A 24,908-nucleotide genomic window follows, 5' to 3' on the forward strand; every position below is an offset into this window, starting at 1 on the left:
CTTGTTTGTTTGATTTCATTATCGCGGATGACTGTGAAAAAGATATGATAAGCAATTAATATTTTTATGAATAAAAAAATAAATTTATGTTAAGACGGACACCCTCGCTCGTTGACGGCCTGTCTTTTTGGAGTATAATAAAAATACGCCGCATCCGGGTGAAACGGAGGAATTTTAAATGGGATACAATCAGATTTTTGACTTGTTTCTGGGCCTTTCGGGGATTTACATGCTGTACTGCGGATTTACGGGGAGAGGGTCGCTTTACAGGACCGACCATGTGAAAAAGGGGATGGAGGAAAAGTATACGCGGGTGATCCGCTGGTTTTGCCTGCCGGGCGGCTTTTTCGCCATTGCGGCCGGGGTCCTGGATAATTGGCGGATTACGCCTTATGATAAAATCCTTATAATCGTATTCGCTGTTTTTGTGATCGCGTTCGCCGTGTTGATGATCAGGCTCACCGAACGGAACACGGGCCGATAAAACTGCCCGGCTGGGGGAACCCCACGCGCAACCGCAGGTTGACAAATTTTAAGCCGCATTTGGCGGAAACCGGCGGCTCTTTCCTTTATAATCACTGCGAGGTGATACGATGGAGTTCACAGATCGGCTGCAAAAGCTGAGAAAAAGCCGGGGATTGTCGCAGGAGATGGGTGTGTCGAGACCCGCGGTTGTTTCCAGCTTATGAGTGGAATTTTGTTTCTGGCTTTGGAGTAATATTTTGCTGCATTTATACGGTGAGTATTTAGCTTTGCTAAAGCCTTTTATGAAAATTAATTCATTTTAATGATGGATCCTTCCAGGACTCAGAAAGTGGAACGCGGGATTCGTTAAAAGACGTGGGCTATATGATCCGGCTTCCAATGCCATCAATAATTGGAAGTCCGGATCGCTTCATAGGATCGGAGAGTTTTTCATGCGGAAAAAAATCATTCTGCCGTTGGCCGGAGTACTGCTTCTGGCTTGCGTACTGCTCATATGGCATCCTTTTTCGCCAAAGCCGGATCAAAGAGTCCTCGATTTTCAGAATGACCTTCTGTTTCAGATGCCGGGCGAGCCGAAAGTCATGTTCAGCAAGAAGGATTACGGTTTCACGGACGGCGATCTGTTTTATCTGTTTCAGATGTCCTCCGATGAAATGAAGACGGCGCTCGGTGAAAACAATATGGCAGTTTGGTCACGGTTTCCGATGAGGCCGTATTTGATCGACGGGCTGTTGGATGAACTGGCCGGAAGCACCGACGAGGCAGCACGGGCTTATTATCATCAATATCTGTCCGGGGAAAGCGGTTATTATCGAATCCAGAATGACAAAAAGCTGCCGGTCGCACCGCCGTCCTTTTGGGATGAAGCATATGACCATATAGCGGGTGCGGTCATTGATACGAAAGAAAACCGGATTTGTTATTTCCGCTGGGATAATTAGAGGAAAAGGATGGTTTCGGCAGCATCCGGGCCGACCGGCTATTTTTCAGGGTTTTTGCATAATCACTCCGCTTCCGGTTAGGCTACGAATGAGGTGGAGCAATGATGAAGGTAAAAGATATTATGACCAAGGATGTTGCCTGCGTCGGTTCCGAAGATACCGTCGAGCAGGCGGCGAAGCTGATGAAACAGTACCATGTTGGGTCAATTCCGGTTTGTAGGCAAAAAGAAGTGATCGGCATCGTGACCGACAGGGACATTACCCTGCGGGCGACTGCTCAGGGACAGGACACCGCGGACCGCAAGGTAACGGATGTCATGAGCACTCACCCGGTGGTAGGAACCCCTGAGATGGATGTTCACGAGGCAGCCCGGCTCATGAGCGACCAGCAAATCCGCAGGCTGCCGATCGTCGACCACAACAGCCTTGTCGGAATTGTGGCGCTCGGGGACATCTCCATCGATCCCTCCTTCCAGAACAGCGCGGGAGAGGCTCTCAGCGGGATCTCACAGCCCGGAGACAGTCGAATGTAACCGAAAGTCTTTCATTTTCAGCGCAAAAAGCCCCCGTACGAAAACCGTACGGGGGCTGATTTTGTGAAACGGAGATTACATCTTCGAGAGCTTCTCGAGGTGCTCGTAATCCTCTTTTGCAACTTTCTCGGCTTTCTGGAACAACTTCTCGGCACGCTCCGGGAAGGCGCGGGTCAGGGAGTTGTAACGGACTTCGCCCATGATGAAGTCGCGGTAGGATTCCGTCGGGGCCTTGCTGTCGAGCTGGAACGGGTTCTTGCCCTGCTCGGCCAGACGGGGATCATAGCGGAAGTTCTTCCAGTAGCCGGAAGCGACGGCTTTCTTCTCTTCCAGCTGGGAGATGCCCATGCCGCCCTTGATGCCCTGGTTGATGCAGGGAGCGTAAGCGACAATCAGGGACGGGCCGTTGTAGTTTTCGGCTTCCGTGATCGCTTTGATGGTCTGGTTGTAGTCGGCGCCCATCGCAATGTGAGCGACATAGACATAGCCGTAGGTCATGGCCATGCCCGGCAGATCCTTTTTCTTCGTGGATTTACCGGTCGCGGCAAACTGCGCGACGGAACCGATCGGGGTGGATTTGGAAGCCTGCCCGCCGGTGTTGGAGTACACCTCGGTGTCGAATACCAGAACATTGACGTTCTCGCCGGAAGCGAGGACATGATCCAGTCCGCCGTATCCGATATCGTAGGCCCAGCCGTCGCCGCCGAAGATCCACATGGACTTCTTCGCGAGGTAATCCTTATCGGCAAGCGTCTTCTTGGCAAGAGATGCAAGCTCGCCGCTGCCGGAAGCGGCTTTTTCCAGTTCGGCAATCAGCTTGTCGGCCGGCTCGCGGTTTTCAAGGCTGCTGTCGAATGAATCAAAATAGGCCTTGCAGGCGTTTTTGAGGGATTCGGACGCTTCGCCGGATGCCTCGATGGCCTTAATATAATCGGATAGTCTTCCGCGAATGGCTTTGTTGGCAAGCGCCATGCCGTAGCCGAACTCCGCGTTGTCTTCAAACAGGGAGTTGTTCCACGCGGGGCCGAAGCCTTTTTCGTTCTTGGTGTACGGAGTCGCCGGTGCGGAGCCGCCCCAGATGGAGGAGCATCCGGTTGCGTTGGCGATGTACATCCTGTCGCCGAACAGCTGTGTGACCAGCTTCGCGTAAGGAGTTTCGCCGCAGCCCGCGCATGCTCCGGAATATTCAAGCAGCGGTTTCTTGAACTGGCTGCCCTTGACGGTAGTGGGCTTGAATTTGGCGGTGATTTCCGGCTTTTCGGAAAGGGTCAGCCCGAAATCGTAGTATTTCTGGCTGTCCAGCTGGGTGTCCATCGGCTTCATGACAAGAGCCTTGCTGCCCTTCATGCCGGGGCAGATTGTTGCGCAGGAGCCGCAGCCCGTGCAGTCCAGCGTGGAGATCGTAATGCCGAATTTGTAACCCGGCATCAGGGTCATGTCCTTCATCTTCATGTCTTCCGGAGCCTTGGCGGCTTCTTCGGCCGTCATGACGGCCGGGCGGATGACCGCGTGCGGGCACACATAGGAACACTGGTTGCACTGGATGCAGTTTTCCGGAATCCACTCCGGAACATCGATCGCGATGCCGCGCTTCTCATAAGCGGAGGAGCCGGACGGAACGGTGCCGTCCGCCATCTTCATGACGTCGGAAACCGGAATCTCGTTGCCCTTGTAACGGTTTGCCGGAATCAGAACCTTGTTTACGTACTCGACAAGATCCTTGTCGTCGCCGGTTGCCTTCGGCATGACGGAATCGTCGACCGCGTTCTTCCAGGAGGCGGGAACCTCTACTTTTGTGAAGTCGGAAGAGCCGCGCTCAATCGCCGCGTGGTTCATTGCGACAACCTTTTCGCCCTTTTTGCCGTAGCTCTTTGTGGCTGCGTCCTTCAGGTACTGAATGGCCTGGTCCTTCGGGATGATGTTGGCAATTGCGAAGAACGCGGACTGCAGAACCGTGTTGATGCGGGCGCCGAGGCCCAGCTCCTTGCCAAGCTTTACGCCGTTGATGGTATAGAAGTTGATGTTGTTGTCGGCAATATATTTCTTCATCTTGCCGGGCAGATGCTTGTCAAGCTCTTCGACGGTTTCCCATTCGCAGTTGAGCAGGAAGCTTCCGCCGGGCTTGATATCCTGAACCATGTCGAAAGACTCGACATAGGATGGCTTGTGGCACGCAACGAAGTCAGCCTTCGTAACATAGTAGGTGGATTTGATCGGCTTGCTGCCGAAACGCAGATGGGAAACCGTCAGGCCGCCGGATTTTTTGGAATCGTAGGCGAAGTAGCCCTGCGCATACATGTCGGTGTGATCGCCGATAATCTTAATGGAGTTCTTGTTTGCGCCGACGGTGCCGTCCGCGCCCAGACCCCAGAATTTGCAGGAATGAGTCCCCTTTGCGGTGGTGTCCGGGTTTTCCTTGACGTCAAGCGACAGGTTGGTCACATCGTCGTTGATGCCGATCGTGAAGCGCTTCTTCGGGGAAGCGGACTGCATGTTGCGGTAAACGGCGACGATCTGGCCCGGGTTTGTATCCTTGGAGCCGAGACCGTAACGGCCGGTGAAAACCGGGGTCGTTTCAAATTCGGAGCCCTTCAGGCCGGCCACGATGTCGAGGTACAGCGGTTCGCCGATGGAGCCGCGCTCTTTCGTGCGGTCGAGCACGCTGATCTTCTTGACGGTTTTCGGCAGGACGTCGAGCAGATATTTTGAAACAAACGGACGGTACAGGTGAACCTTGACAAGGCCGACCTTTTCGCCCGCGGCGTTTAGGTAATCGACGACTTCTTCCGCGCACTCGCAGACGGAGCCCATGGCGATGATGACTTCCGTCGCGTCCGGCGCGCCGTAGTAGTTGAACGGCTTGTAGTCGGTGCCGAGCTTCGCGTTGACCTGATTCATATAGTCCACGACGACTTCGGGGAACTCGTCATAATGGCTGTTGCTGGCTTCGTTGACCTGGAAGAAAAGGTCGTCGTTTTCGCTTGTGCCCTTTGTTACCGGATGTTCCGGGTTCATTGCGCTGCGGCGGAATCTTTCAACAGCATCCCAGTCGAGCATTCCCGCAAGGTCCTTGTCGTCCCAGATGTGAATCTTCTGGATTTCGTGAGAGGTGCGGAAACCGTCAAAGAAATGCATGATGGGCATGCTGCCCTTGATGGCGGAAAGATGGGCGACGGCGCCGAGGTCCATGCACTCCTGCGGGCTGTTGGAGCAGATCATGGCAAACCCGGTCTGGCGGCACGCGTAAATATCGGAATGGTCGCCGAAAATGCACAGAGCCTGCGTTGAAAGGGAACGCGCCGAAACATGCATCACGGCCGGAAGGAATTCGCCGGCGATCTTGTACATGTTCGGGATCATCAGCAGAAGGCCCTGGGAAGCGGTGTAGGTGGTGGTCAGCGCGCCCGCGGCCAGAGAGCCGTGAACCGCGCCGGATGCGCCGCCCTCCGACTGCATTTCTGTAATCTGGACCTGACGGCCGAACAGGTTTTTCTTTCCTGCGGCTGCGTACTTGTCCGTCTCATCCGCCATTACGGAAGAAGGCGTGATCGGGTAGATGGCGGCAACGTCGGTGAAGGCGTAAGACACATACGCGGCGGCGTTGTTGCCATCCATGGTTTTCATTTTTCTTGAATCCATAGTCCTTATTTTCCTCCTTACGGATAATTGATTCCGTTTGGCACAGCACAAAAGTCTGTACTTGTTTAGAGTTTAACATCTTTTACATTCCATGTAAAGGAAAATTATGAAAAAGCGCACGGAAACCAGTAAAAAAAATATAGTAAAAATAACACAATGCCCAAAATTTACTTTTGTAATTCAATTTATGCCGTTCAGGCGCCGCTCATGAAAAGAAAGTGTGAGCGTCGCCCTGTTTCACCCCGCAGCTCGGTCCCTCTGCCCCGGCTCCGCATTGACAGCGGAGGCCGGAAACGATACAATGACAATCAAATAGAATTGTTTGAAAGGGGTAAATTCATGTCACCGGACCCTGGCGATCCTACAATACCGATACGGTTGTCCTTTACGGGCGCGGCCGCCCCGGAGAATCTCGCGGCCACGGCGGCGGTTCTGCTGCTTCTGTTTCTTGCCGGCGCCTTTTTTGCGGCGGGAAAAACCGCCGTTTTGTCGCTGAATAAGGCGGAAATAAAAAAACTGGCGGAGGCAGGCGATGAAAAGGCCGAAAAGCTGCTGGCCCTATATGACGAAACCGCGCGCTTTCTTTCAGCCGCACGCGCCGGGGAGGCCGCTGCGGGCATGGCCGCGGCGGCGGTTGCCGCGGCGGGGTTTACGGCGGGCGCGGCCCGGCTTCTTGCCTTTCTGCCCATCCCGCCGCCGGCCGTGCGTGGAATTTCGCTTTTTCTGATCACGCTTCTTTTTCTGATTTTCTGGGCCGTGTTCGCAGATATGATGCCAAAAAAAATCGCCCTCAGCCGCAGCGGCGTTTTGCCGTTCCGTTTCGCCGTCATTCTTTCCGCGCTGATCCGCGTGTTCGGACCGGCCGCGGCTCTTTTGGCGCGGTGCGCCGCCGCTTTTGCCCGCCTTGCCGGCGGCGGGCCGCAGGCGCCCGGTCAGGCCGTCACGGAGGAGGAAATCCTTCTGATGATGGAGGCGGGCCGCCGGAGCGGCTTTCTGGATGAGAAGGAAAAGGATATGATCTCCAATATCTTCGAATTCAGCGACACGACCGCGGACGAGGCGATGACGCACCGGACCGACGTCGTCGCGGCGGAGGACACGGACACCGTGGAGGATGTTGTTGCTGCGTCCATGGAAAACGGATATTCGCGCATCCCGGTTTACCATGAGGATCTGGACCACGTCGTCGGTATTATATATGTAAAGGATCTGCTTCCTTACGTGGGCAGGTCCGTGTCGCCGGAGATGAGACTTGAACGCCTGATGCGCCCGGCCTATTTTGTTCCGAAAAGCAAACCGTGCGGCGAGCTTTTCGGGGAAATGAGGCTGCGGCGGGTCCAGATCGCCGTCGTTGTCGACGAATACGGCGGAACGGAGGGAATCATCACGATGGAGGACCTTCTGGAATCGATTGTCGGCAGCATTCAGGACGAATACGACAACGAAGAGGAGGAAATCCACCGGGACGGCGAAAACCGCTTCGATGTGGAGGGCACCGCGCCGGTGGACGAGGTTTCCGATATGCTGGGCGTGGACCTTCCGGAGGGGGACTACGACACCATCGCCGGACTGATGATGGAACACCTGGGGCGTCTGCCGCGCGAAAACGAGCATCCGCAGGTCAGGCTCTGCGGCATGACGCTCACCGTGGCCGCGATGGAGGAGCGCAGGATCGCGAAAATCCTGATCGAAAAGGACGCGCTTCCGGCACAGGGGCAGCTGCAGCCGGGAAAAAGCAAGGAATAAAGCGATTGGGAAATATTGCAAACATAGCGTAAATTGCGTAATAAGGATTGCAATTTTTAGAATTTTGTAGTATGTTATTAGAACCGCTGTGAAAAGGCGGGGTCAGTCGCAACATCCTGACCTTAAACAAAACTACGGGGGTATCAAAAAATGCAACGTCAAACAGGCCGCGCGCATTTGATCGCGCTCGCGGCAATGATCGCCGCGCTTTACACGGTGCTGACCCTTCTGGCGGCCCTTTGGGGGCTGGCCTACGGCCCGGTGCAGTTCCGGTTTTCAGAGGCGCTCACCATTCTTCCGGTCTTCACGTTTTCGGCGGTTCCGGGGCTTACGGTCGGGTGTTTTCTGTCGAACCTGTTCAGCGGTTACAGCACCGATCTGGTCGTCGGCACGCTCGCAACGCTGATTTCCGCCGTGGGCACGCGCCTGCTGCGCGGGGTGCGCTGGCACGGTCTGCCGGTTCTGGCGCCGCTGCCGCCGGTGATCGTCAACGCGGTTTTTGTCGGGGCCGAAATTGTCATCCTGTCGCCGGGGGGCTTTGCGTGGGCGGAATTTTTCGCGCAGGCGCTATCCATCGGGCTTGACGAGCTGGTCGTGTGTTATGGGCTGGGACTGCCGCTTGCCGCGTGGATCAATTCCAGCAGGGCGATGAAAAAGCTGTTTTAGATTTCTCATGGCATTGAGGTGAATGGAATGGGAGAAGAGATTCCTTCCCTGAAAAAGAAGCTGAAGGGCACGCCGCCTGTGCGGCTGATTGTGGTAAGCTTTCTTCTGGTAATTCTGACGGGCGCGGTTCTTCTGTCTCTGCCGGTCACGGCGCGGGCGGGCGCGCCGACTCCGGTTCTGGACGCGCTGTTCACGTCGACCTCGGCGGTCTGCGTCACGGGCCTGGTGCTGTTCGACACGTGGAGCCACTGGAACCTTTTCGGCCAGGTGGTCATTCTGCTTCTGATTCAGATCGGCGGACTTGGCCTTGTGACGTTCACGACCGGGTTTTCCATGCTGCTGCGGCGCAAGCTGGGTTTTCGCGGAATGCTGCTTGCCGCGGAGAACACCGCCGGAAGCGTGATTCACGTCAAACGCCTGATTAAGATCGTTCTGTTTTTCACCTTTTCCTGCGAGACCGTCGGCGCGTTCCTTCTGATGCTGCGGTTCGTGCCGCGGTACGGGCTTCACGGGATGTGGATTTCCCTTTTTACGGCGGTTTCAGCCTACTGCAACGCGGGATTCGATGTGATGGGGTTTACCGCGCCGGGCAGCAGCCTGACGGGATATGTGAACGATCCGCTCGTCACGCTGACCGTCGCCGCGCTGATCGTGACCGGCGGCCTGGGCTTCGTCGTTATCAACGATATTTTTTCCGCCAAAATCCGCACAAGGCTGGACAGACAGCGTCCGCGGGTACTGCAGTTCCATTCCCAGATCGTCCTGCGCACAACGCTGCTGCTCCTTGTTGCCGGTACGGGTCTGTTTTTAATCTGTGAAAATGACAATACGCTGAATCATATGGACCTTGGCGAGAAGCTGAACGCGGCTTTTTTCCAATCCGTCACGACGCGCACGGCTGGCTTTAATACGGTCGACACGGCCTCCGAGCGCGACCTGACCAAGCTGATCATGGTATTTTTCATGTTCATCGGCGCATCCCCCGCCTCGACCGGCGGCGGAATCAAAACGACGACCTTTGTCGTGCTGGTGACCGCGGTGACCAGCGTCATGCGCGGCAGCGACGACGCCGTCGTGCTCAAGCGCCGGCTGGACAAGTTTACGGTTTACCGCTCCCTTGCCATTCTGACCATCGGCGTGCTGGTCGTCATCATGACCGCCGGCATCATCATGACGACGAACTCGGCGACGAACGGCGTGGACGCCCTGTTTGAGGCGACCAGCGCGTTCGGCACGGTCGGTCTGACGGCAAACGTGACTCCGACGCTGACCACCGTCGCGAAAATGGCGGTCATCTGCGCCATGTACATCGGCCGGGTCGGCCCGGTTTCCCTCGGGCTTGCGTTCACCCTGCGCAAGGGGCGCTCCTCTTCCGGAACCATTCTGCCGGAGGGTAAGATAGTAGTGGGGTGAGTTTCGAGAATCAAGCGATAAAATCAATATCAGCCGGACTGCTCGGGATTTCCCGGGCGGTCCGGCTTTTGAATCCTACGCGTGATTCGGCCTTTTTCACAAGGACGGGACGGTCAAAGGTAAGCGTCAAATCTAATGGCACCTTGGCCGTGAATAGCCGAAAAAGCCCCGGCTTAAACATCACAGCCGGGGCGTAACTTCCTTCTCTTCTAAGCTATTTATTAACTACGTTTGTTGCTTTTCCATCAATAAACGCCTGTATATTTGCAACAGTAATATCCATAATCCTCTGCCTGGATGCCTGCGCTGCCCATGAAATATGAGGAGTAATTACACAATTCTTTGCTTTCAGCAATGGATTATTACCTTTGATTGGTTCCGTAGAGACTACATCTAAACCTGCTGCATATACTTTTCCAGAGTTTAATGCATCTGCCAGATCCTGCTCCACTACCAATTGTCCACGGCTGTTATTAATCACAATGACGCCGTCTTTCATTTTTCTAATATTTTCTTTATTGATAATGCCTTCTGTTTCTGGGAATAGCGGACAATGTAGGAAAATGACATCCGACTTCTGAAAAAGAGTATCTAAATTTACGTACTCAGCAAGTTCTTTTCCGCTTTCAGACTGATGTGCATCATAAGCAATCACATTCATATCCATGGATTTCAATATTTTTGCCGTTGCCTGTCCGATTCTTCCAAGACCAATGATTCCTGCGGTTTTTCCATATAATTCAATCATTGGGAAATCCCAATAACACCAATCCTGATTGTTCTCCCATTTCCCATTTTTTACAGTCTGATCATGGTGACCATAATGAGAACAGATTTCAAAAAGCAATCCAACTGCATATTGACCTACAATCTGTGTTCCATATGTCGGAACATTCACAACTGGAATACCTTTTACTTTTGCATAATTATAATCGGCAACGTTATACCCTGTTGCAAGAAATGCAATCAGTTTCAGATTTGGACATTTATCAATTGTTTCTTTTGTGATTGGCGTTTTATTTGTAATCGCAATATCCGCATTTCCAATTCGCTCTGCAATAATAGGATCATCTACATAGGATGTTCTGTCATAAATAGTAACTTCACCAATTTGTTCTAATGCTTCCCAGGATAAATCTCCTGGGTTTTCTGTGTATCCATCCAATACAACAATTTTCATTTTTATCTCCTGTTTTCTACCCAACTTTTTCAAGGTATCACAATAATTTATTTCGTTTTTAGTAACCTAAGTATTCCGCTGAACGTCCTTCCACTTCTGCATATGCTGTTTCTTTCGCATCATGAGTGTTTACCATTGTTGTAATAGCCACCCCTGCATACTGCATAGCATCATTAACATTCATTGTCTGTGTGGAATAATAACAATCACGCCCATACTGTAAGGACATTGGATTGTATCCAGCTAATTTTCGAGCTGTTTTTTCTGCTACACTCAAAACATCTTCATTTGCAACAACTTTATTTACAAGATTCCATTTTAACATTGTCTCTGCATCCACTGTTTTTCCTGTATATGCCATTTCTAATAATCTTTTCTTACAAATTGAATCTCTGAGTGCAACCAATGCTATCATCGGGAAATATCCTCTTTTTATTTCCGGGAGACCAAATTTGCTGTCTTTACCTACAATCGCTAAATCACATGCATCCATATACATAAAACCAGCTGCGAATGCATCTGTTTCAATTGCTGCGATAATCGGTTTATGCATTGCATGAATTGCTCTAGTCGTGTCAACAATTGCATCAGCATAGTTTCTTTGATCAACGATTTTTCCATCCGGGAAACCATCGATTTTCCCACCGCTGCAAAAATAGTTTCCTTTTCCAGCGAGAATAACTATTCTTACTTCTGGATCATTGTCCACTTCTTGAAGTGCAGCAATCATCTCCCTGCCTTCTTTACGGCCTACCCTGTTGTTCTTTTCAGGATTATTAAAATACACAAAACCTATTCCGTCCTTTTTCTCGACCAACATACTCTCGTATTTTTTCATGATTTGGCACTACCTTTCTGCTTCATTTTTTTCTTGTGTTGCCTGCTTAATTTTCCGATGACCAATAACCAACGTTGGAAGTACAACAAAGATTATTTCTACATAGCCAATAAATCTAAACCCTTTGCTGATAATCCAATCCAAACCTAATCTTGAAACAAGAATACCAACAATCAACAAAATAAACAATAGAATTAAATCTTTTCCGCGTTCGTTTTTTACCGGTATGAACTTGCGATAACGCGAAATAACGCCAAATCCATAACCTTCTAATGTAGATACTATTGCACAAAAAAGGATAACAATATAAAAATAAGTTAAAAATGGTTTTCCAATGATCCTTACTACTTCTAGATTTGGAATAAATGTCTTACTTGTACGCATTGGATCGAAATAGTCGCCCAGCACACTTGGATAAGCATATAATAAAATCGCAACAAGACAAATTAATCCTGCATTTAAAATAATTCCTAATACTGTTGCTTTTTTTGAGTCTTTTTTGCTCTTCAATGTGTCTGATACCGACAAACTCGTTCCCACCATTCCCACAGCCAAAAAACTAGCGTAAAGGATAGAAGACCATATCAACTCATACCATGGCTTTTCAGGTAAGGCCTTTTCTAATGTGATTGTATTTGTCCAATGTTCAATGAAATTACATTGCGAAGATGTCAATCCAAAAAAGACAATGCCTATTAACGCAGCTAAAATTAAAAAAGTTAATATAGTAGAGGACCTTCTTACTAATTCAGCGCCAAACATTGTAAGTACAATTGTCACAATGCAGAATAAAAAAATTCCAATCCAATAAAAAAGTCCAAATTGTGATTGAAGTGTTGTTGCTCCTGTATCAAGGGCAGCACTAAAATTCATTATAACCATCCATATGAATGCAAATTCAAACACGGTACTAAACAGCTTCTGGCATGGTGAAAAAAAACTATTTGTGAACTCTTTGAAACTGGTTGTCCCAATCAATCTAGAATATTCAATACAGTAGTATATGCAAAATCCTAGAAGTAACATTGCTATAATACCGCCTAACAAACCCATTTTTCCATATGCACCAAAGTAGCTTGCCGTTTGATTCCCTGATGCCGTACCAGGTCCCACATGTGTTCCAAACCATACCGCCGACACACCAATATATGCTGGAAGAACAAATTTTTTATTTTTCATTTTGCCTCCGATCAGGAAGTGATGGTATGTCACTTCCTTTAGCTTTATTCTACGATTCCAAACACTCCGATGAATGACAAGAATGCCATAACAAGCTATTTACAGTTTTCCGTTTTGAAAATTCGTCGTCATCTTCCTAAGAGCTGTAGATGCAGGACAAAAAACCAGCACAGGAAGAAATAATTTCAGTTGTGCTTCTGATATTTTTCAACACACCAATAAATCTGTAGCCGGTAAAGATTCGCCTGGATGTCCTGAACCAGCGTTGTGAATCATTGATACAATATCGCTTCGAACCGTTTTGCTCATCTGTTTCAATTCTTTTAGTTCTATAATGCCTCCTATTCCTGTGTAATTACACATGGATTTTCTGGAATATTAATATGATGTCCACTGAAGTTTCCATGAATGTTCTGTTTTGCATATTTTGCAGTTTCTAATAATTTGTCAAAGTTGATTCCTGTCTCATATCCACATTTATTCAACATATAGACTAAATCTTCTGACGATGTATTTCCTGTTGCTCCTGGTGCGAATGGACAGCCTCCTAATCCTCCAATTGCAGCCTGTACACTGTCTGCTCCATTCTGAATTGCGGTTAAACTGTTGAGAATTCCCATATTTCTTGTATCGTGAATATGTACATTAAACTCATCATCTTGAAATTCTTTTCTCACTGCCTGAAAAACCTGTTGAATCAATGTTGGATATGCTACACCAATTGTATCGCACAGGGTAAATGCATGAATACCGATGTTGTGTATTTCTCCAATCAGCTCAAGCAATGGATCTACTGATTTCATTTCTCCTTCAAATGGGCATCCAAACACTGTGGCGATGTCCTGTGTAATCTTGATATCTGGAAATTCCTGACGAATTTTACGCAGCTCTTCTAATGATTCTTTTTTAGTTCTTTTTACATTGTTTTTATTATGTGTTTCACTTAATGATATAACTGGTGTAATTTCTTTTAGTCCAACGGCTGCTGCTGATCTTGCTCCATAAAAATTTGGGACTAATGCGAAAAAGTCTATATTGCTATATTTGCCAAGAACCATTTCTGTTAATTGAGAGGCATCTTTCATCTGTGGAATTGCCTTTGGACTTACAAAAGATGTAATCTGAACTTTTTTGTATCCGGCTGCGATCACTCCATCAATAATCTTCAGTTTCACATCTGTTGGAATAAACTCTTTTACATTTTGAAAACCATCTCTTGGTCCAATCTCGACTACATTCACTTTGGACATTTTCATTTCCTCCTATAAAACACTTTCTTTTACTAGTTTTTCATAACCTTCATGGTCAATTCCTAATTTTTCCGCTAAGATTTCTTCTGTATGTTGTCCAAGAACTGGTGCGGGTCTGTCAATTTTCACTTTACGGTTTGTAAATTTCAACTGATTTCCAGTTACTTTCATTTTTCCAGCTACTGGATGTTCTAAATCTACAAACATTTCTCTTGCCACTGCGATATGAGGATCTTTTACCACACGATCAATTGTGTTGATTGGTGCTGATGGAACGCCAGCTGCTAAAAGTTCTTCCACAACGTCATCAATATTTCTTTCGCAAGTCCATTTTTCGATAATTTCTTTCAATAGCGCATGATTTTTTACTCGATCTACATTTGTTTCAAACATTGGATCTTCTAATTCTGGAATCTGCAATACGGTTTTTAATATGCTGTACAGTTTGTCATTTCCACAGGCAATGATGACCATACCATCTTTTGCGGTAAATGAATCATATGGATAAATTGCTTCGTAACGATTTCCAATTCTAGTTGGAACTCTTCCTGTACAAAGGTAAATCATATTAATAATTTCGAGAGAAGAGACCATTGAATCTACTAATGACACGTCAACTTTTTCGCCTTCTCCTGTTTTCAAACGATTGACATACGCTGCAAGAACTCCGACGCAGCAGCTAATTCCACCCATTACATCGGAGATTGCTGTTCCTGTTCTTGTTGGTGCGCTGTCTGGCCATCCGGTTGTGCTCATCAATCCGCTCATTGCCTGACCTAAGATATCGTATCCTGGTCGTTTTGAATATGGACCATAGTGACCAAATCCTGAAACAGCTCCATATATAATCGCTGAATTGATTTTTCTTAACTCTTCATAACCTAATCCTAATTTTTCCATTACTCCTGGCCTGTAGTTTTCCAATACGATGTCGCTCTGTTTTACCAGTTGTCTGAAAATTCTTTTTCCTTCTTCACTTTTCAGATTAAGAGTCATTCCTCTCTTGTTTCTGTTTAGGTTCATAAAATATGCACTTTCACCATTTACAATTGGTGCATTCCTACGAGCGTCATCTCCGCGTCCCGGCAATTCAATTTTGATTACTTCTGCTCCCATATCCGCAAGCATCATGCCACAGTAAGGACCAGCAAGTACTCTTGTCAAATCTAATACCTTTACACCATCCAATAAGCCCTTTGTTTCCATTTCTTATTCTCCTTTACTGCTTTTTATTTTGCCTTCACTATATATGTAGCAATTTCATAACGGTTTTTAGCTATTTCCTTTTCTTCATCCCGTAAGCACTGAAAATTAAAAGGAAATTTCACAAAAAAAGAGTAAAAACATCTTACTTTCACAAGATATTTCTACCCTTCATGTTTCATTTACGTTTCATTTGTGTTTCGCTTATGTTTCACGTTTCATAGTTATTGCATTTCTAACTCTTTTATTTTGATTTGAAATCATCTTTTGGAACGGGAATTTTATATTTCTTTATTTTTCTCCACAAAGTACTTCTGCTGATTTCTAATACTTGGGCCGACTTTGTCATTTCATAATTATATGTTTGCAGGATATCCTCTATAATTTCTTTCTCAGCTTTGTTTTCATGATCTGGTATTTCTTTATTTTCCCGAGCCTGTGAAGATATTTTGGCATCTTGTTTTAAATAGCTGCGAATATATTTTTCAATAAATACAGCATCTTCCCCTTGCGAAAACAGAACATAGATTCGTTCTACCAAATTATGCAATTCCCTAACATTTCCAGGCCATGAATAATCCGCCAGGCGCTGTAATATTTTCTCTACAATCTGTAAGCCCTCTTGTGAGTTATCCGCCATTTTCAGATATGTATTTTTTCCAATATCAACGACATCCTCCTTCCGTTCTCGAAGTGGCGGAATCTTGATATCCAAGACGCTTAATCGATAATATAAATCTTCTCGGAATTTTCCTTCTTGTATTTCTTCAGGCAGATTCCTATTCGTAGCTGTAATCACGCGGATATCGACAGGTGTCACATGATCACTGCCTAACCTGCGGATTTCTTTTTCCTGTAAGACGCGCAGGAGCTGCACTTGTGTTTCCATTGGCATCTCGCCTATCTCATCCAAGAAGATGGTTCCCCGATGCGCCATTTCAAACAATCCCATTTTTCCGCCTTTGCTAGCTCCGGTAAAAGCGCCGTCTTCATATCCAAACAATTCGGCTTCCAGAATATTCTTTGGAAGAGAACCACAGTTGACTGCAACAAAAGGACCTTCTTTTCGATTACTGCTATTATGAATACTTTGTGCAAACAATTCTTTTCCTGTTCCTGATTCTCCGTGAATGAGGATGGTTGCATTTGACTTTGAGAACTTTTCCGACATACGAATCGCGTCCTGGATTTTTTCTGAATTTCCAATAATGTCATGGAAATGATATTTTGCAACAAGTCCTTTTTGATAAAGCTTTACTCTGATTTTTTGTTCATTGTTCTGAATGGTCTTTACATCCTGAAATGTTGCAACCGCTCCTTTTACCACACCGTCTACTATAATTGGAATACGATTGGTTGAAACCAAAGTACCATTCATGTCCATTAACTGATTAATCTCTTTGTTTCCTGTTTGAAGCACCTCATCCATTTTTGTATCATCAATCACCTGACTAATTTGTTTTCCTATATACGGCTTTTTTCCAAATTGCATGAAATCTTGGGCTCTGCTATTTAGGACATTGATAATTCCGTTTTCATCTACTGCCACGATCGCATCATGCGTATAATTAAAAACTAATTCATAACGTTCTAATTTTATTTTCAGTTCTTCACGTTTTTTCTTTTCTTCTTTCTTCACTGCCAGCAACATTTCAGCCGCTTCAATTGCATTTAACAACGATTGTTCTGAATTCTCCACAATCAAATGCTCCAGACCATACTTTTGAGCTTCTATTGCCGTATCGGCTCCGCCGATTCCCAACACGACACCATCTTTTATTGCTTCTTTAACAATATCTTTACATTGTGATAAATGATAGAAACTATAAAAAAGCGCATCTATACCAAGCAAATAGCACATACTTCTTACATCTTCTGATATAATACCATAACTAAAAAAGGCAACTTTTCCATTCACTCTTTTTGCTTTCTCCATGTATGGAACATAATCTGATAATGAAAATCCTATTTCCACAATAGGGACCTGTTGTGCCTCAATCATTTTTTTGGTTCCTCTGCGACTGATAAAAATTTTTGCTCCTCGGGAAATTAATTGTTCAACAACGCTGCATGCCTCGGGCAAAGATGCACGAAACGCATCTACTTTTTTATCATATTTACTACATACACTGCTGTTTTGTCTCATCAGTTGTTTTGTAGGAGCAATTAAGCATATTTCCGTTACGCCGTCTTTTGGCTCCGCTTCTAACAATTTACTCTCCAACACAACATTTTCTGTTGCCGCCATTTCTATTTTATTCTCCTTTCGACGGTTGGCAGATTCAGTTTTTGCTTTTTTATTCAGAAACAAATCTTTCATCTGCATAATTCCTCTTGGAACCCGAATATACTTATTCTTCACAGCACGATTTATAGTTGATGGATGGACATTTAATAGTTCTGCCGTTTTTTTCTGTGTCCAACATTTTTGTTCTGCATTTCCCAACAAGTAATCCGTTTGTACATCTAACAATAACTGTATCATGCTTTTTATGGTATCCTCTCGCTGTTCAATAGATGCCATTACATCTTTTGCTCTTTTGATTTTTTTTGTGAAATATGAAACCAGTTCCGGGTCCTTTGCTTCCTTTGCCATTTGAATATATGTTTTGTTCAATTGTACAAAATTTCTTGCGGGTACTGTTATGTTTATTTTCCACTTCTGATCCTGATATTCTGCAATCACATCTGGAACAATATACTCTGTCGTTTGTGTGCCAAACATTTGCACGGGTTTCGGATTCAACCGTTTAATTCTACTTATATATTCCATTACTGTCTCTGTAGACAAATGCATCTTTCTGGAGATACTACATATTTTCCCCGTTGCAACATCATCCAAATACTTCAAAATTATTTCTTGAAGGATGGAATCTAATTCTGCTTTTCTTTTTAATTGAAGAATCAGACTTTCTTTCAAATTAAATGTTCCCACTCCTGATGGGTCAAATTGTTGAATCATTTCTATCGCTTCATCCAATTCATTCTCGGTGCACTCAAGCTGTTCTTTCATATTTTGGTAATTGTCCGTGAAATATCCGGTATCTGGATCAATACACTGAATCACTTTTACAAGGAAAAGCGACTGCTTTTGTGAGATTCGGGCTATCGGAATCTGGGAAACAAGAAATTCTGTTAATCCTTCTATCTCTTTTGCAGGTATTTCGAAATAATCCTCTTTTAAACCATCCACAGTTGCCCCACTTTCCCATGATTGTTCGGAATCTTTAAATATGGATGTCTCCGTCAACTCCAACATGGGATTCGTTAATTGCTCTTCATTTACAAACTCCATCAACTCTGTCATCCCCATGGAAAGGATCTCAAGACTTTCAACCTGTTTCTGAGATAGCATATTCTGTTGTTTGATTGACTGCTCCAACCTTGATTCATAAAACATTCATTAGTCCTCCGCCTTTTCCATATCAAAGAGTCTTATTATTGGAACAAACAATTACACCAATACCATGCGGAGTGTCCTTATAGGATCTGAGGATCTTATAAGGACACTCCGCTTTTTTATGCGCAAAAACAAATTATGCCGTTTGTGACGGAGCTGTTGCCAAGCGGCCAATTTATACTACAATGTTGCTCTGCTCAATGAAATATTTGCATAATAACGGTCAAAAATCGAGCCGGATTTAAAGAACCTGACTCGATTTTTGCATTTATATTCCATCTGGGTTGATCAGAATAAAGTGGTTGTTGCCAAAATCCAAAATGCCTTCTTCCCTCATTTTGGAAAGTTCGCGGGAAAGCGCACTGCGATCTACAGCGAGATAATCCGCGAGATATTGACGATTATATGGAATCAAAAAATCGTTGGTCCCTTGTATTCGGGCCTGTTCCGATAAAAATGCGGTTATCTTTCCTCTCGTGGTTCTCTTTGACAGAAAATCTGCTTTATGCATATAGCCCAGTTTTTTTTCTGACATGATACGCATCAAATTCGCAATCAACTGTTGGTGTGCATGGCAGGCATTGTGACAGGTAGTAATAATCCGATCTGTGTTAATAAATAGAATATCGCTTTTTTTTACAGCAACAATATCAAAAAACATCGGTTGTTTGGTCATGCTGTGAGCTTCGCCATAAAATTCAAGCTCACCGAATTCTTGAATCAGATTCCGATTACCCCAAAAATCCTCCGCTATCATATGGACTTTCCCAGAAATAACAAACCCAATACTGTTATAGGTGTCATTAATGTGATGGACGTATTCACCAATGCCGTAAGTTTTTTTCCACATATGAAGACAATGTATGAGCAAATCAACATCCTCAGAGGTCATGTTTGAAAAAAGCCTGGATGGTAGAAGTTTATTCGCTAACAGCAAAAGCTCACCTCGTTTACGTTGCAAATATCACCGATTTAATAAGGAAATTATAATACAATCAATAAAAATAAACAATGCTAAATAATTATTTTGACCATATTGTGGTAAATGCAATGGCGGCCGCTGTTGAATAGCTACAAATAAACTTTGAAAGAAAGGGTGGCTTATATGAAGGCAATTAGCAAAGGAATCATTGACGGAATTATTGAGGAGCGTTTTGGAAAACGTGGGCCTTGCAATGAATGGGGAATGCCGACCTACTCTATCCCTCTCACTTTTGAAGATGTGCCAGAGGGCACCAAAAGCTTTGCTGTTGTCATTGAGGACAAAGATGCGTTCCCGGTCAGTAGAGGATTTTCATGGATTCATTGGGCGGCTGCAAATATCCGCACGACCTTCCTTGAAGAAAATGCAAGTCAAACTACATCTGATTTTGTCCAGGGCGTAAACAGCTGGATCAGCATACAAGGCGGCTCGCATCCGGCTGAAGAGTGTTGCTGTTATGGTGGGATGGCTCCTCCCGATGCGCCGCATATTTACGACATTCAGATTTACGCATTGGACAAGGTGCTTGACCTCAAAAACGGATTCCATCTCAACCAACTGTTTCGCCAGATGTACGGGCATATGTTGGGGGACACCGTGTTGTTGGGGAAATACGCAAACTAATAGAATTCTACGGGGAAAGACGGGCAATGCGACACCCGTGAAAGATTAAAAGCATGAAAGGAACTTAGACTATGCAAACGCAAGGCAGATTATTAAGCGGAGTTCGTGTACTGGACCTGACCCGTGTGCTGGCGGGACCTTACTGTGGTATGTTGTTGGCGGATATGGGAGCGGATGTCATCAAGGTGGAAAACCCCTCCGGCGGCGACGACAGCCGAAGCATGGGCCCCTTTTTAGGCAAGGGTGATGACAGACAAAGCGCTTATTACATCAATTTCAACCGCAGCAAAACAGGCTGTACGCTTAATCTGAAAAAGCCGGAGGCGAAGGAAATATTCAAAAAGATGGTACGGAAATCCGACATCGTAATTGAAAATTACCGCCCAGGTACGATGGAAAAGTTCGGCCTTGGATACGACACCCTAAAAGAGATCAACCCGGGGATTATCTACGGGTGCGTTTCGGGATTTGGTCACACTGGCCCTTACAGCAGGCGCGCCGGTTATGACATTATCGGGCAGGCTATGGGCGGACTGATGAGCACCACTGGCTGGCCCGGCGGCGAGCCAACCCGAACAGGAACTCCGATGGGGGATGTGCTTGGGGGGTTGAACCTCACAATCGGGGTGCTGGCGGCGCTTCACCGCAAGCAGGTGACCGGCCTCGGGGAAAAGGTTGATGTTGCTTTGGTGGATTCGGTCGTCTCAGCGATGACCAACATCACGATGATTTATCTTGCGGAGGGACGAATTCCACAGCGAATTGGAAACCGCTACGAATCTACATACCCGTATGATTCCTTTTCGGCCAAAGACGGCAGCGTTATCATTGGTGCCGGCAACGATAAGCTGTATGCGCTTTTGTGCGATGTGATGAAAAAGCCGGAGATGAAAACAGATGCGCGGTTTACTTCGATTGAAGACCGCGTTGCACACCATTGCGAACTTAAGAAAATCATTGATAGTTGGACAGCAAACTATGAAATCGATAAGATCGTAAGTCTTTTGAATGCTGCCGGTGTTCCATCGAGCCCGGTCAACACATTGGATCGCGTTGTGGCAGAGCCTCAAATTGCAGAATATCGCAATATGTTTCCTGCCATCGAACAGACGGGCATTGGAGCAATGAAGGTAACAAACAATCCACAGCGTCTGACCGAAACGGTTTCCGGACCAAGCAAGGCGGCGCCTCTTTTGGGCGAAGACAACCTGCCTGTCTATAAAGAATTGCTGGGCTACAGTGAGTCCGAGATCACCAAACTTAAAAACAACGGTGTAATTTAAGGAGGCTTCCAATGGAGAAAAGATCAATTGACGTGATCGAGGTAGGGCCGCGCGATGGCCTTCAAAATCTGAAAGAGTTTTTACCAACGGAGCAAAAGGTGAGTTTGATTGAACGGATTCTGGAGTGCGGCGTCCGCCATATGCAGATTACCAGCTTTGTCAGTCCCAGGGCGATCCCGCAGATGAGCGATGCTGCCGAGGTCTGCAGGGCCGTTTTGTCCCGTCACAGCACGCAAGAGGCAGACTTGTGCGCGCTGGTGCCGAACCTGCGCGGCGCACGGGCGGCATGGAACGCCGGACTTCGTAAGGTAAACAATGTAATCAGTTTGTCCGCCACCCATAATAAGGCAAATATTAACCGCACGCATGACGAAAGTTTTGCCGAGCTGGCGTTGATTCGCGAGCAAATGCCCGAACTTGAAGTGATTTTGGATGCGGCAACCGCCTTTGGCTGCCCATTTGAAGGCAAATACCTTGACCCAAAGCCTTTGCTGGCCTATCTGCGCCGGGCCTACGATTTGGGAGTTCGCACCTTCAACCTGTGCGACACGGTGGGACTTGCAGACCCTATGCAGGTGCGCAGGATTGTAACCGCCGTACGAGAGACATTTGCCGATGTGCGGATCGAAATTCACATCCACGATACCCGCGGCATGGGATTGGTTAATACACTCGCGGCCATTGAGGCAGGGGCGGACGGGGTGCAGTCCACGCTGGGCGGCCTTGGCGGGTGCCCGTTTGCGCCCGGTGCGTCGGGTAACACCGCAACCGAAGATATGGTTTATATGCTAAACGAAATGGGATATGACACAAGCATTGATGTAACCGCACTGATCAGCGCAGCCAAATATGAATACAGCGTAATTCCGGACGGTATTTTCAGCGGACACCTGCTCCACATTGCTACAGATCAGGATTGTTGTATTACAAAATAAACGAAACGGAGGAAGATAGTATGAACGCAACGACGTTTTCCATGATCTCTTTGGCTGTGTTAATCGCGACCATCGCGTTCGGCTTTATGAAAAAGCTGAATATCGGTATTCTCTCCTTTGGTATTGCCATGGTTTTGGGGATGTCTATCGGTATGACGCAAAAGCAGATCATTGCCGGTTTCAATACCTCTTTGTTTGTTATTCTTCTTGGTTCCATGTTCCTGTTCAGCATAGCGCAGTTGAATGGCACGATTGATCTGCTTGCTAAAAAGACCGTTGCTTTGGCGGGCTCACGCGGCTGGGCGGTTCCGATCTTTATGTATCTTTTGGGCTTTGTTGTGGCAATATTAGGGCCGGGAACGATTCCTGGGTTCGGCATTGTGGCCTATGTTCGGCGTGCCGCTTGCGTTTGCAATGAACGCCGACCCGTTTTTGCTGTGCTGTATCGGACAGATGGGCGCGATCGGTGGCGGTATTGCTCCATGGGCACCGACCGGTGTTGTGGGCATTGAAAAGGCCGCCGAGGCTGGTTATACCGAAAATATTGCTACACCACTTTTGATTAACGTGGTCATCGCTTCGATCTTCGTTTCGATCGCGATCTACATCCTTTACCGAGGCTGGCGCTTAAAAGGCGGCACGGGCATGGATCGAAGGGAAATTCCAAAATTCAATAAAAGCCAAATACTTACCCTGATAGGCATCTTCGTCATGGTGTTCTGTGTGATCGTATTCAAGACAAATATAGGTCTCACCTCATTCCTCATTGCAGGAATGCTGATTATTTTAGGCGTTGCCGATATGAAGGAATGCGTCAAGGCAATTCCGTTTAACACAATGTTGTTGGTACTCGGCGTTGGCGTATTGATGAATGTTGTCATCACCGCAGGCGGTATCAATCTGCTGGCTAAAGGACTTTCCACCATTATGACGGTGTTCACAGCGCCCGCATTGATCGCGCTGGCGTCCGGTATTATGAGCTGGTTCAGTTCTACCTCCGGCGTGGTTATGCCTACAATGATTCCCGCCATTCCCACCATTTTGGGCAATCTGGGCACCAATGCAATTCCACCCGCACTGATGGTTTCTGCTGTGACAATGGGCTCTTCTGCTGCGGGCATCAGCCCGGCATCTACCGGCGGTGGCCTCATTATGTCCGCCATTGCAGGGGAAGAGACAGGGAAAAAACTGGATGCCAACAAGCTGTTCGTAAAGCTGTTTTTGACTTCCGTGTTCACCGTAGGCATGGCGGTGCTGTTTGCACTGATCGGCGGTTATAACTTTACGCCCTACAGCTAAATTTACCCGCAAAAGGAGAAACGATTATGGGAATGACGATTAGTGAAAAAATATTGGCTCATGCGGCCGGTGTGGCTCAGACAAAAGCGGGGGAAATTCTCTGGGTAAAAGTGGATGGCGCCATGATGGACGACATTCTTGGCCCCCGTGTAGAAATTTCTGAAAAGATGGCTGAATTGGCGGCAAAGGTATGGGACCCTTCCAAGGTGACGATTGTATCGGATCACTATACCCCGCCGGCAAATGCCAAGCAGGCGGAAATCGTAAAATTTACCCGCGAATGGGCGGAAAAACACAGCGTGGCAAACTATTTTGAGTTTGCGGGGCCTTGCCATCAGGTCATGGTGGAGGAGGGCCGTATCGGCCCGGGGCAAGTGTTTGTAGGCACCGATTCGCACACCTGCACCTATGGCGCGCTGAGTGCTTTTTCTACCGGTATCGGTTCGACAGAAATGCTTGGTGTGCTCAGCACAGGGGAAATATGGTTAAAGGTACCACAAAGCATCCGCATCTCCTTTTCCGGCAAGCTGCCAGATTTGGTGATGGCAAAGGATGTGGCGCTGCGGACAATCGGCGCTGTCGGGCATAACGGAGCCACCTACAAGGCAATGGAGTTTTGCGGCAGTACGATTCGGGATATGGAGATGGATGAACGGCTGTGTATCGCCAACATGGCGGTGGAGGCAGGCGCAAAAAACGGAATTATGCCCTATGATGCTGTTACAAAAGCGTATTTGGATCAGATTCACGCACCTGCCGGAACTGTTTTTGAAAGTGACGTGGATGCTGAATATATTCAGTCTCTGGAGTTTAATGCAGAAGAATTGGAACCGCTGTGTGCCTGTCCCCATGAAGTGGACAATGTCACCGAAATCCGCAAGGTCGGCAAGGTGGCGATTCATCAGGCGTATATCGGTTCCTGCACTGGCGGACGGTATCATGACCTCAAGCTGGCAGCCGAATTGCTGCACGGGAGAAAGATTGCAAAAGGAACTCGGCTGTTGATATCCCCGGCTTCCCGCAAAATTTGGGAACAGTGTGCGAAGGATGGCATTCTCACACAATTGTCCGAGTCCGGAGCGACCATTCTCGCATCCAGCTGCGGCGCGTGTCTGGGCATACATTCCGGGGCGATTGGTGCAGGTGAGGTGTGTGTCTCCGCCACCAACCGGAATTTTATCGGCAGAATGGGCAGCAAGGATGCTCAGGTATATCTGGCTTCCCCACTCTCCGTTGCCGCCAGTGCCGTTACGGGCTTTTTGACTGACCCACGCGAACTGTAAAGGAGGGAAAAAGATGGCGGAACATATA

20 protein-coding genes are annotated in these 24,908 nt (G+C 47.2%); 12 read left to right on the forward strand and 8 right to left on the reverse strand.

Annotated elements, in window-relative coordinates:
• Positions 1–178 precede the first annotated feature (178 nt).
• From HCR03_RS12860 to HCR03_RS12870, 3 genes are all read left to right on the forward strand, one after another.
• Positions 179–484, forward strand: coding sequence for a hypothetical protein (locus tag HCR03_RS12860; protein WP_066646807.1), 306 nt, complete (start codon positions 179–181; stop codon positions 482–484).
• Between the two features lie 433 nt (positions 485–917).
• Positions 918–1,427 carry a hypothetical protein gene (locus HCR03_RS12865; protein ID WP_187034547.1) on the forward strand — a complete coding sequence of 170 codons (510 nt, stop codon included), beginning with the start codon at positions 918–920 and terminating at the stop codon, positions 1,425–1,427.
• A 104-nt stretch (positions 1,428–1,531) separates the two neighbouring features.
• On the forward strand, positions 1,532–1,960 hold the full coding sequence (locus HCR03_RS12870; protein ID WP_066647106.1) for a CBS domain-containing protein: 429 nt from the start codon (positions 1,532–1,534) through the stop codon (positions 1,958–1,960).
• Between the two features lie 75 nt (positions 1,961–2,035).
• Here the strand turns inward: HCR03_RS12870 and nifJ are convergent, their stop codons facing one another.
• Positions 2,036–5,599 carry a pyruvate:ferredoxin (flavodoxin) oxidoreductase gene (gene nifJ, locus HCR03_RS12875; protein WP_156991048.1) on the reverse strand — a complete coding sequence of 1,188 codons (3,564 nt, stop codon included), beginning with the start codon at positions 5,597–5,599 and terminating at the stop codon, positions 2,036–2,038.
• A 339-nt stretch (positions 5,600–5,938) separates the two neighbouring features.
• On the opposite strand from nifJ, the gene HCR03_RS12880 reads away from it, so the two are divergent.
• The 3 genes from HCR03_RS12880 (at position 5,939) to HCR03_RS12890 (ending at position 9,424) form a co-directional block, all read left to right on the forward strand.
• A complete protein-coding gene (locus HCR03_RS12880; RefSeq protein ID WP_187034549.1) occupies positions 5,939–7,345 on the forward strand; it encodes a hemolysin family protein in 1,407 nt (468 codons plus the stop codon).
• A 150-nt stretch (positions 7,346–7,495) separates the two neighbouring features.
• Entirely contained in the window at positions 7,496–8,011 is a 516-nt protein-coding gene (locus HCR03_RS12885; RefSeq protein ID WP_187034551.1) for a QueT transporter family protein, read from the forward strand.
• Between the two features lie 27 nt (positions 8,012–8,038).
• On the forward strand, positions 8,039–9,424 hold the full coding sequence (locus HCR03_RS12890) for a TrkH family potassium uptake protein (RefSeq protein ID WP_066646796.1): 1,386 nt from the start codon (positions 8,039–8,041) through the stop codon (positions 9,422–9,424).
• Between the two features lie 214 nt (positions 9,425–9,638).
• On the opposite strand, the gene HCR03_RS12895 is transcribed toward HCR03_RS12890, so the two are convergent.
• The 7 genes from HCR03_RS12895 to HCR03_RS12925 all read right to left on the reverse strand — a co-directional run bounded on the left by HCR03_RS12895 (position 9,639) and on the right by HCR03_RS12925 (position 19,411).
• Positions 9,639–10,604, reverse strand: coding sequence for a D-2-hydroxyacid dehydrogenase (locus HCR03_RS12895; RefSeq protein WP_187034553.1), 966 nt, complete (start codon positions 10,602–10,604; stop codon positions 9,639–9,641).
• A 58-nt stretch (positions 10,605–10,662) separates the two neighbouring features.
• Complete coding sequence (locus HCR03_RS12900) at positions 10,663–11,442, reverse strand: enoyl-CoA hydratase/isomerase family protein (RefSeq protein WP_187034555.1); 780 nt, start codon at positions 11,440–11,442, stop codon at positions 10,663–10,665.
• 9 nt (positions 11,443–11,451) lie between these two features.
• Entirely contained in the window at positions 11,452–12,621 is a 1,170-nt protein-coding gene (locus tag HCR03_RS12905; protein ID WP_187034557.1) for a YkvI family membrane protein, read from the reverse strand.
• Positions 12,622–12,962: 341 nt separating this feature from the next.
• Complete coding sequence (locus HCR03_RS12910) at positions 12,963–13,871, reverse strand: hydroxymethylglutaryl-CoA lyase (RefSeq protein ID WP_187034559.1); 909 nt, start codon at positions 13,869–13,871, stop codon at positions 12,963–12,965.
• 12 nt (positions 13,872–13,883) lie between these two features.
• On the reverse strand, positions 13,884–15,077 hold the full coding sequence (locus HCR03_RS12915) for a CaiB/BaiF CoA transferase family protein (RefSeq protein WP_187034561.1): 1,194 nt from the start codon (positions 15,075–15,077) through the stop codon (positions 13,884–13,886).
• A gap of 241 nt (positions 15,078–15,318) precedes the next feature.
• The gene (locus tag HCR03_RS12920) at positions 15,319–18,474 is read right to left on the reverse strand and encodes a sigma 54-interacting transcriptional regulator (RefSeq protein ID WP_187034563.1); all 3,156 of its coding nucleotides are present in this window, start codon (positions 18,472–18,474) and stop codon (positions 15,319–15,321) included.
• Between the two features lie 268 nt (positions 18,475–18,742).
• On the reverse strand, positions 18,743–19,411 hold the full coding sequence (locus HCR03_RS12925; protein WP_187034565.1) for a Crp/Fnr family transcriptional regulator: 669 nt from the start codon (positions 19,409–19,411) through the stop codon (positions 18,743–18,745).
• Between the two features lie 168 nt (positions 19,412–19,579).
• Here HCR03_RS12925 and HCR03_RS12930 point away from each other — a divergent pair, with 168 nt between their 5' ends.
• The 6 genes from HCR03_RS12930 to HCR03_RS12955 all read left to right on the forward strand — a co-directional run bounded on the left by HCR03_RS12930 (position 19,580) and on the right by HCR03_RS12955 (position 24,880).
• Positions 19,580–20,080, forward strand: a complete 501-nt coding sequence (locus HCR03_RS12930) for a YbhB/YbcL family Raf kinase inhibitor-like protein (RefSeq protein WP_187034567.1) — start codon at positions 19,580–19,582, stop codon at positions 20,078–20,080.
• Positions 20,081–20,151: 71 nt separating this feature from the next.
• A complete protein-coding gene (locus HCR03_RS12935) occupies positions 20,152–21,363 on the forward strand; it encodes a CaiB/BaiF CoA transferase family protein (protein WP_187034569.1) in 1,212 nt (403 codons plus the stop codon).
• Between the two features lie 11 nt (positions 21,364–21,374).
• On the forward strand, positions 21,375–22,298 hold the full coding sequence (locus HCR03_RS12940; protein WP_187034571.1) for a hydroxymethylglutaryl-CoA lyase: 924 nt from the start codon (positions 21,375–21,377) through the stop codon (positions 22,296–22,298).
• A gap of 20 nt (positions 22,299–22,318) precedes the next feature.
• Entirely contained in the window at positions 22,319–22,810 is a 492-nt protein-coding gene (locus HCR03_RS12945; protein WP_187034573.1) for a transporter permease, read from the forward strand.
• Positions 22,752–23,597, forward strand: coding sequence for an SLC13 family permease (locus HCR03_RS12950; protein WP_187034575.1), 846 nt, complete (start codon positions 22,752–22,754; stop codon positions 23,595–23,597). The genes HCR03_RS12945 and HCR03_RS12950 overlap by 59 nt, the downstream gene beginning before the upstream one ends.
• A 26-nt stretch (positions 23,598–23,623) precedes the next feature.
• The gene (locus tag HCR03_RS12955) at positions 23,624–24,880 is read left to right on the forward strand and encodes a 3-isopropylmalate dehydratase large subunit (RefSeq protein WP_187034577.1); all 1,257 of its coding nucleotides are present in this window, start codon (positions 23,624–23,626) and stop codon (positions 24,878–24,880) included.
• Positions 24,881–24,908 lie beyond the last annotated feature (28 nt).

The organism is Caproicibacter fermentans (genome assembly GCF_014303955.1).
Classification (GTDB): domain Bacteria; phylum Bacillota; class Clostridia; order Oscillospirales; family Acutalibacteraceae; genus Caproicibacter; species Caproicibacter fermentans.

What these genes read in the sequence shown, in the direction of transcription:
- HCR03_RS12935 (WP_187034569.1), top strand. Translation starts at nt 20,152, where the DNA reads ATGCAAACGCAAGGCAGATTATTAAGCGGAGTTCGTGTACTGGACCTG.
- HCR03_RS12865 (WP_187034547.1), top strand. Translation starts at nt 918, where the DNA reads ATGCGGAAAAAAATCATTCTGCCGTTGGCCGGAGTACTGCTTCTGGCT.
- HCR03_RS12860 (WP_066646807.1), top strand. Translation starts at nt 179, where the DNA reads ATGGGATACAATCAGATTTTTGACTTGTTTCTGGGCCTTTCGGGGATT.
- HCR03_RS12905 (WP_187034557.1), bottom strand. Translation starts at nt 12,621, where the DNA reads ATGAAAAATAAAAAATTTGTTCTTCCAGCATATATTGGTGTGTCGGCG.
- nifJ (WP_156991048.1), bottom strand. Translation starts at nt 5,599, where the DNA reads ATGGATTCAAGAAAAATGAAAACCATGGATGGCAACAACGCCGCCGCG.
- HCR03_RS12880 (WP_187034549.1), top strand. Translation starts at nt 5,939, where the DNA reads ATGTCACCGGACCCTGGCGATCCTACAATACCGATACGGTTGTCCTTT.
- HCR03_RS12940 (WP_187034571.1), top strand. Translation starts at nt 21,375, where the DNA reads ATGGAGAAAAGATCAATTGACGTGATCGAGGTAGGGCCGCGCGATGGC.
- HCR03_RS12870 (WP_066647106.1), top strand. Translation starts at nt 1,532, where the DNA reads ATGAAGGTAAAAGATATTATGACCAAGGATGTTGCCTGCGTCGGTTCC.
- HCR03_RS12930 (WP_187034567.1), top strand. Translation starts at nt 19,580, where the DNA reads ATGAAGGCAATTAGCAAAGGAATCATTGACGGAATTATTGAGGAGCGT.
- HCR03_RS12900 (WP_187034555.1), bottom strand. Translation starts at nt 11,442, where the DNA reads ATGAAAAAATACGAGAGTATGTTGGTCGAGAAAAAGGACGGAATAGGT.
- HCR03_RS12955 (WP_187034577.1), top strand. Translation starts at nt 23,624, where the DNA reads ATGGGAATGACGATTAGTGAAAAAATATTGGCTCATGCGGCCGGTGTG.
- HCR03_RS12920 (WP_187034563.1), bottom strand. Translation starts at nt 18,474, where the DNA reads ATGTTTTATGAATCAAGGTTGGAGCAGTCAATCAAACAACAGAATATG.
- HCR03_RS12895 (WP_187034553.1), bottom strand. Translation starts at nt 10,604, where the DNA reads ATGAAAATTGTTGTATTGGATGGATACACAGAAAACCCAGGAGATTTA.
- HCR03_RS12945 (WP_187034573.1), top strand. Translation starts at nt 22,319, where the DNA reads ATGAACGCAACGACGTTTTCCATGATCTCTTTGGCTGTGTTAATCGCG.
- HCR03_RS12915 (WP_187034561.1), bottom strand. Translation starts at nt 15,077, where the DNA reads ATGGAAACAAAGGGCTTATTGGATGGTGTAAAGGTATTAGATTTGACA.
- HCR03_RS12910 (WP_187034559.1), bottom strand. Translation starts at nt 13,871, where the DNA reads ATGTCCAAAGTGAATGTAGTCGAGATTGGACCAAGAGATGGTTTTCAA.
- HCR03_RS12890 (WP_066646796.1), top strand. Translation starts at nt 8,039, where the DNA reads ATGGGAGAAGAGATTCCTTCCCTGAAAAAGAAGCTGAAGGGCACGCCG.
- HCR03_RS12885 (WP_187034551.1), top strand. Translation starts at nt 7,496, where the DNA reads ATGCAACGTCAAACAGGCCGCGCGCATTTGATCGCGCTCGCGGCAATG.
- HCR03_RS12950 (WP_187034575.1), top strand. Translation starts at nt 22,752, where the DNA reads ATGGGCGCGATCGGTGGCGGTATTGCTCCATGGGCACCGACCGGTGTT.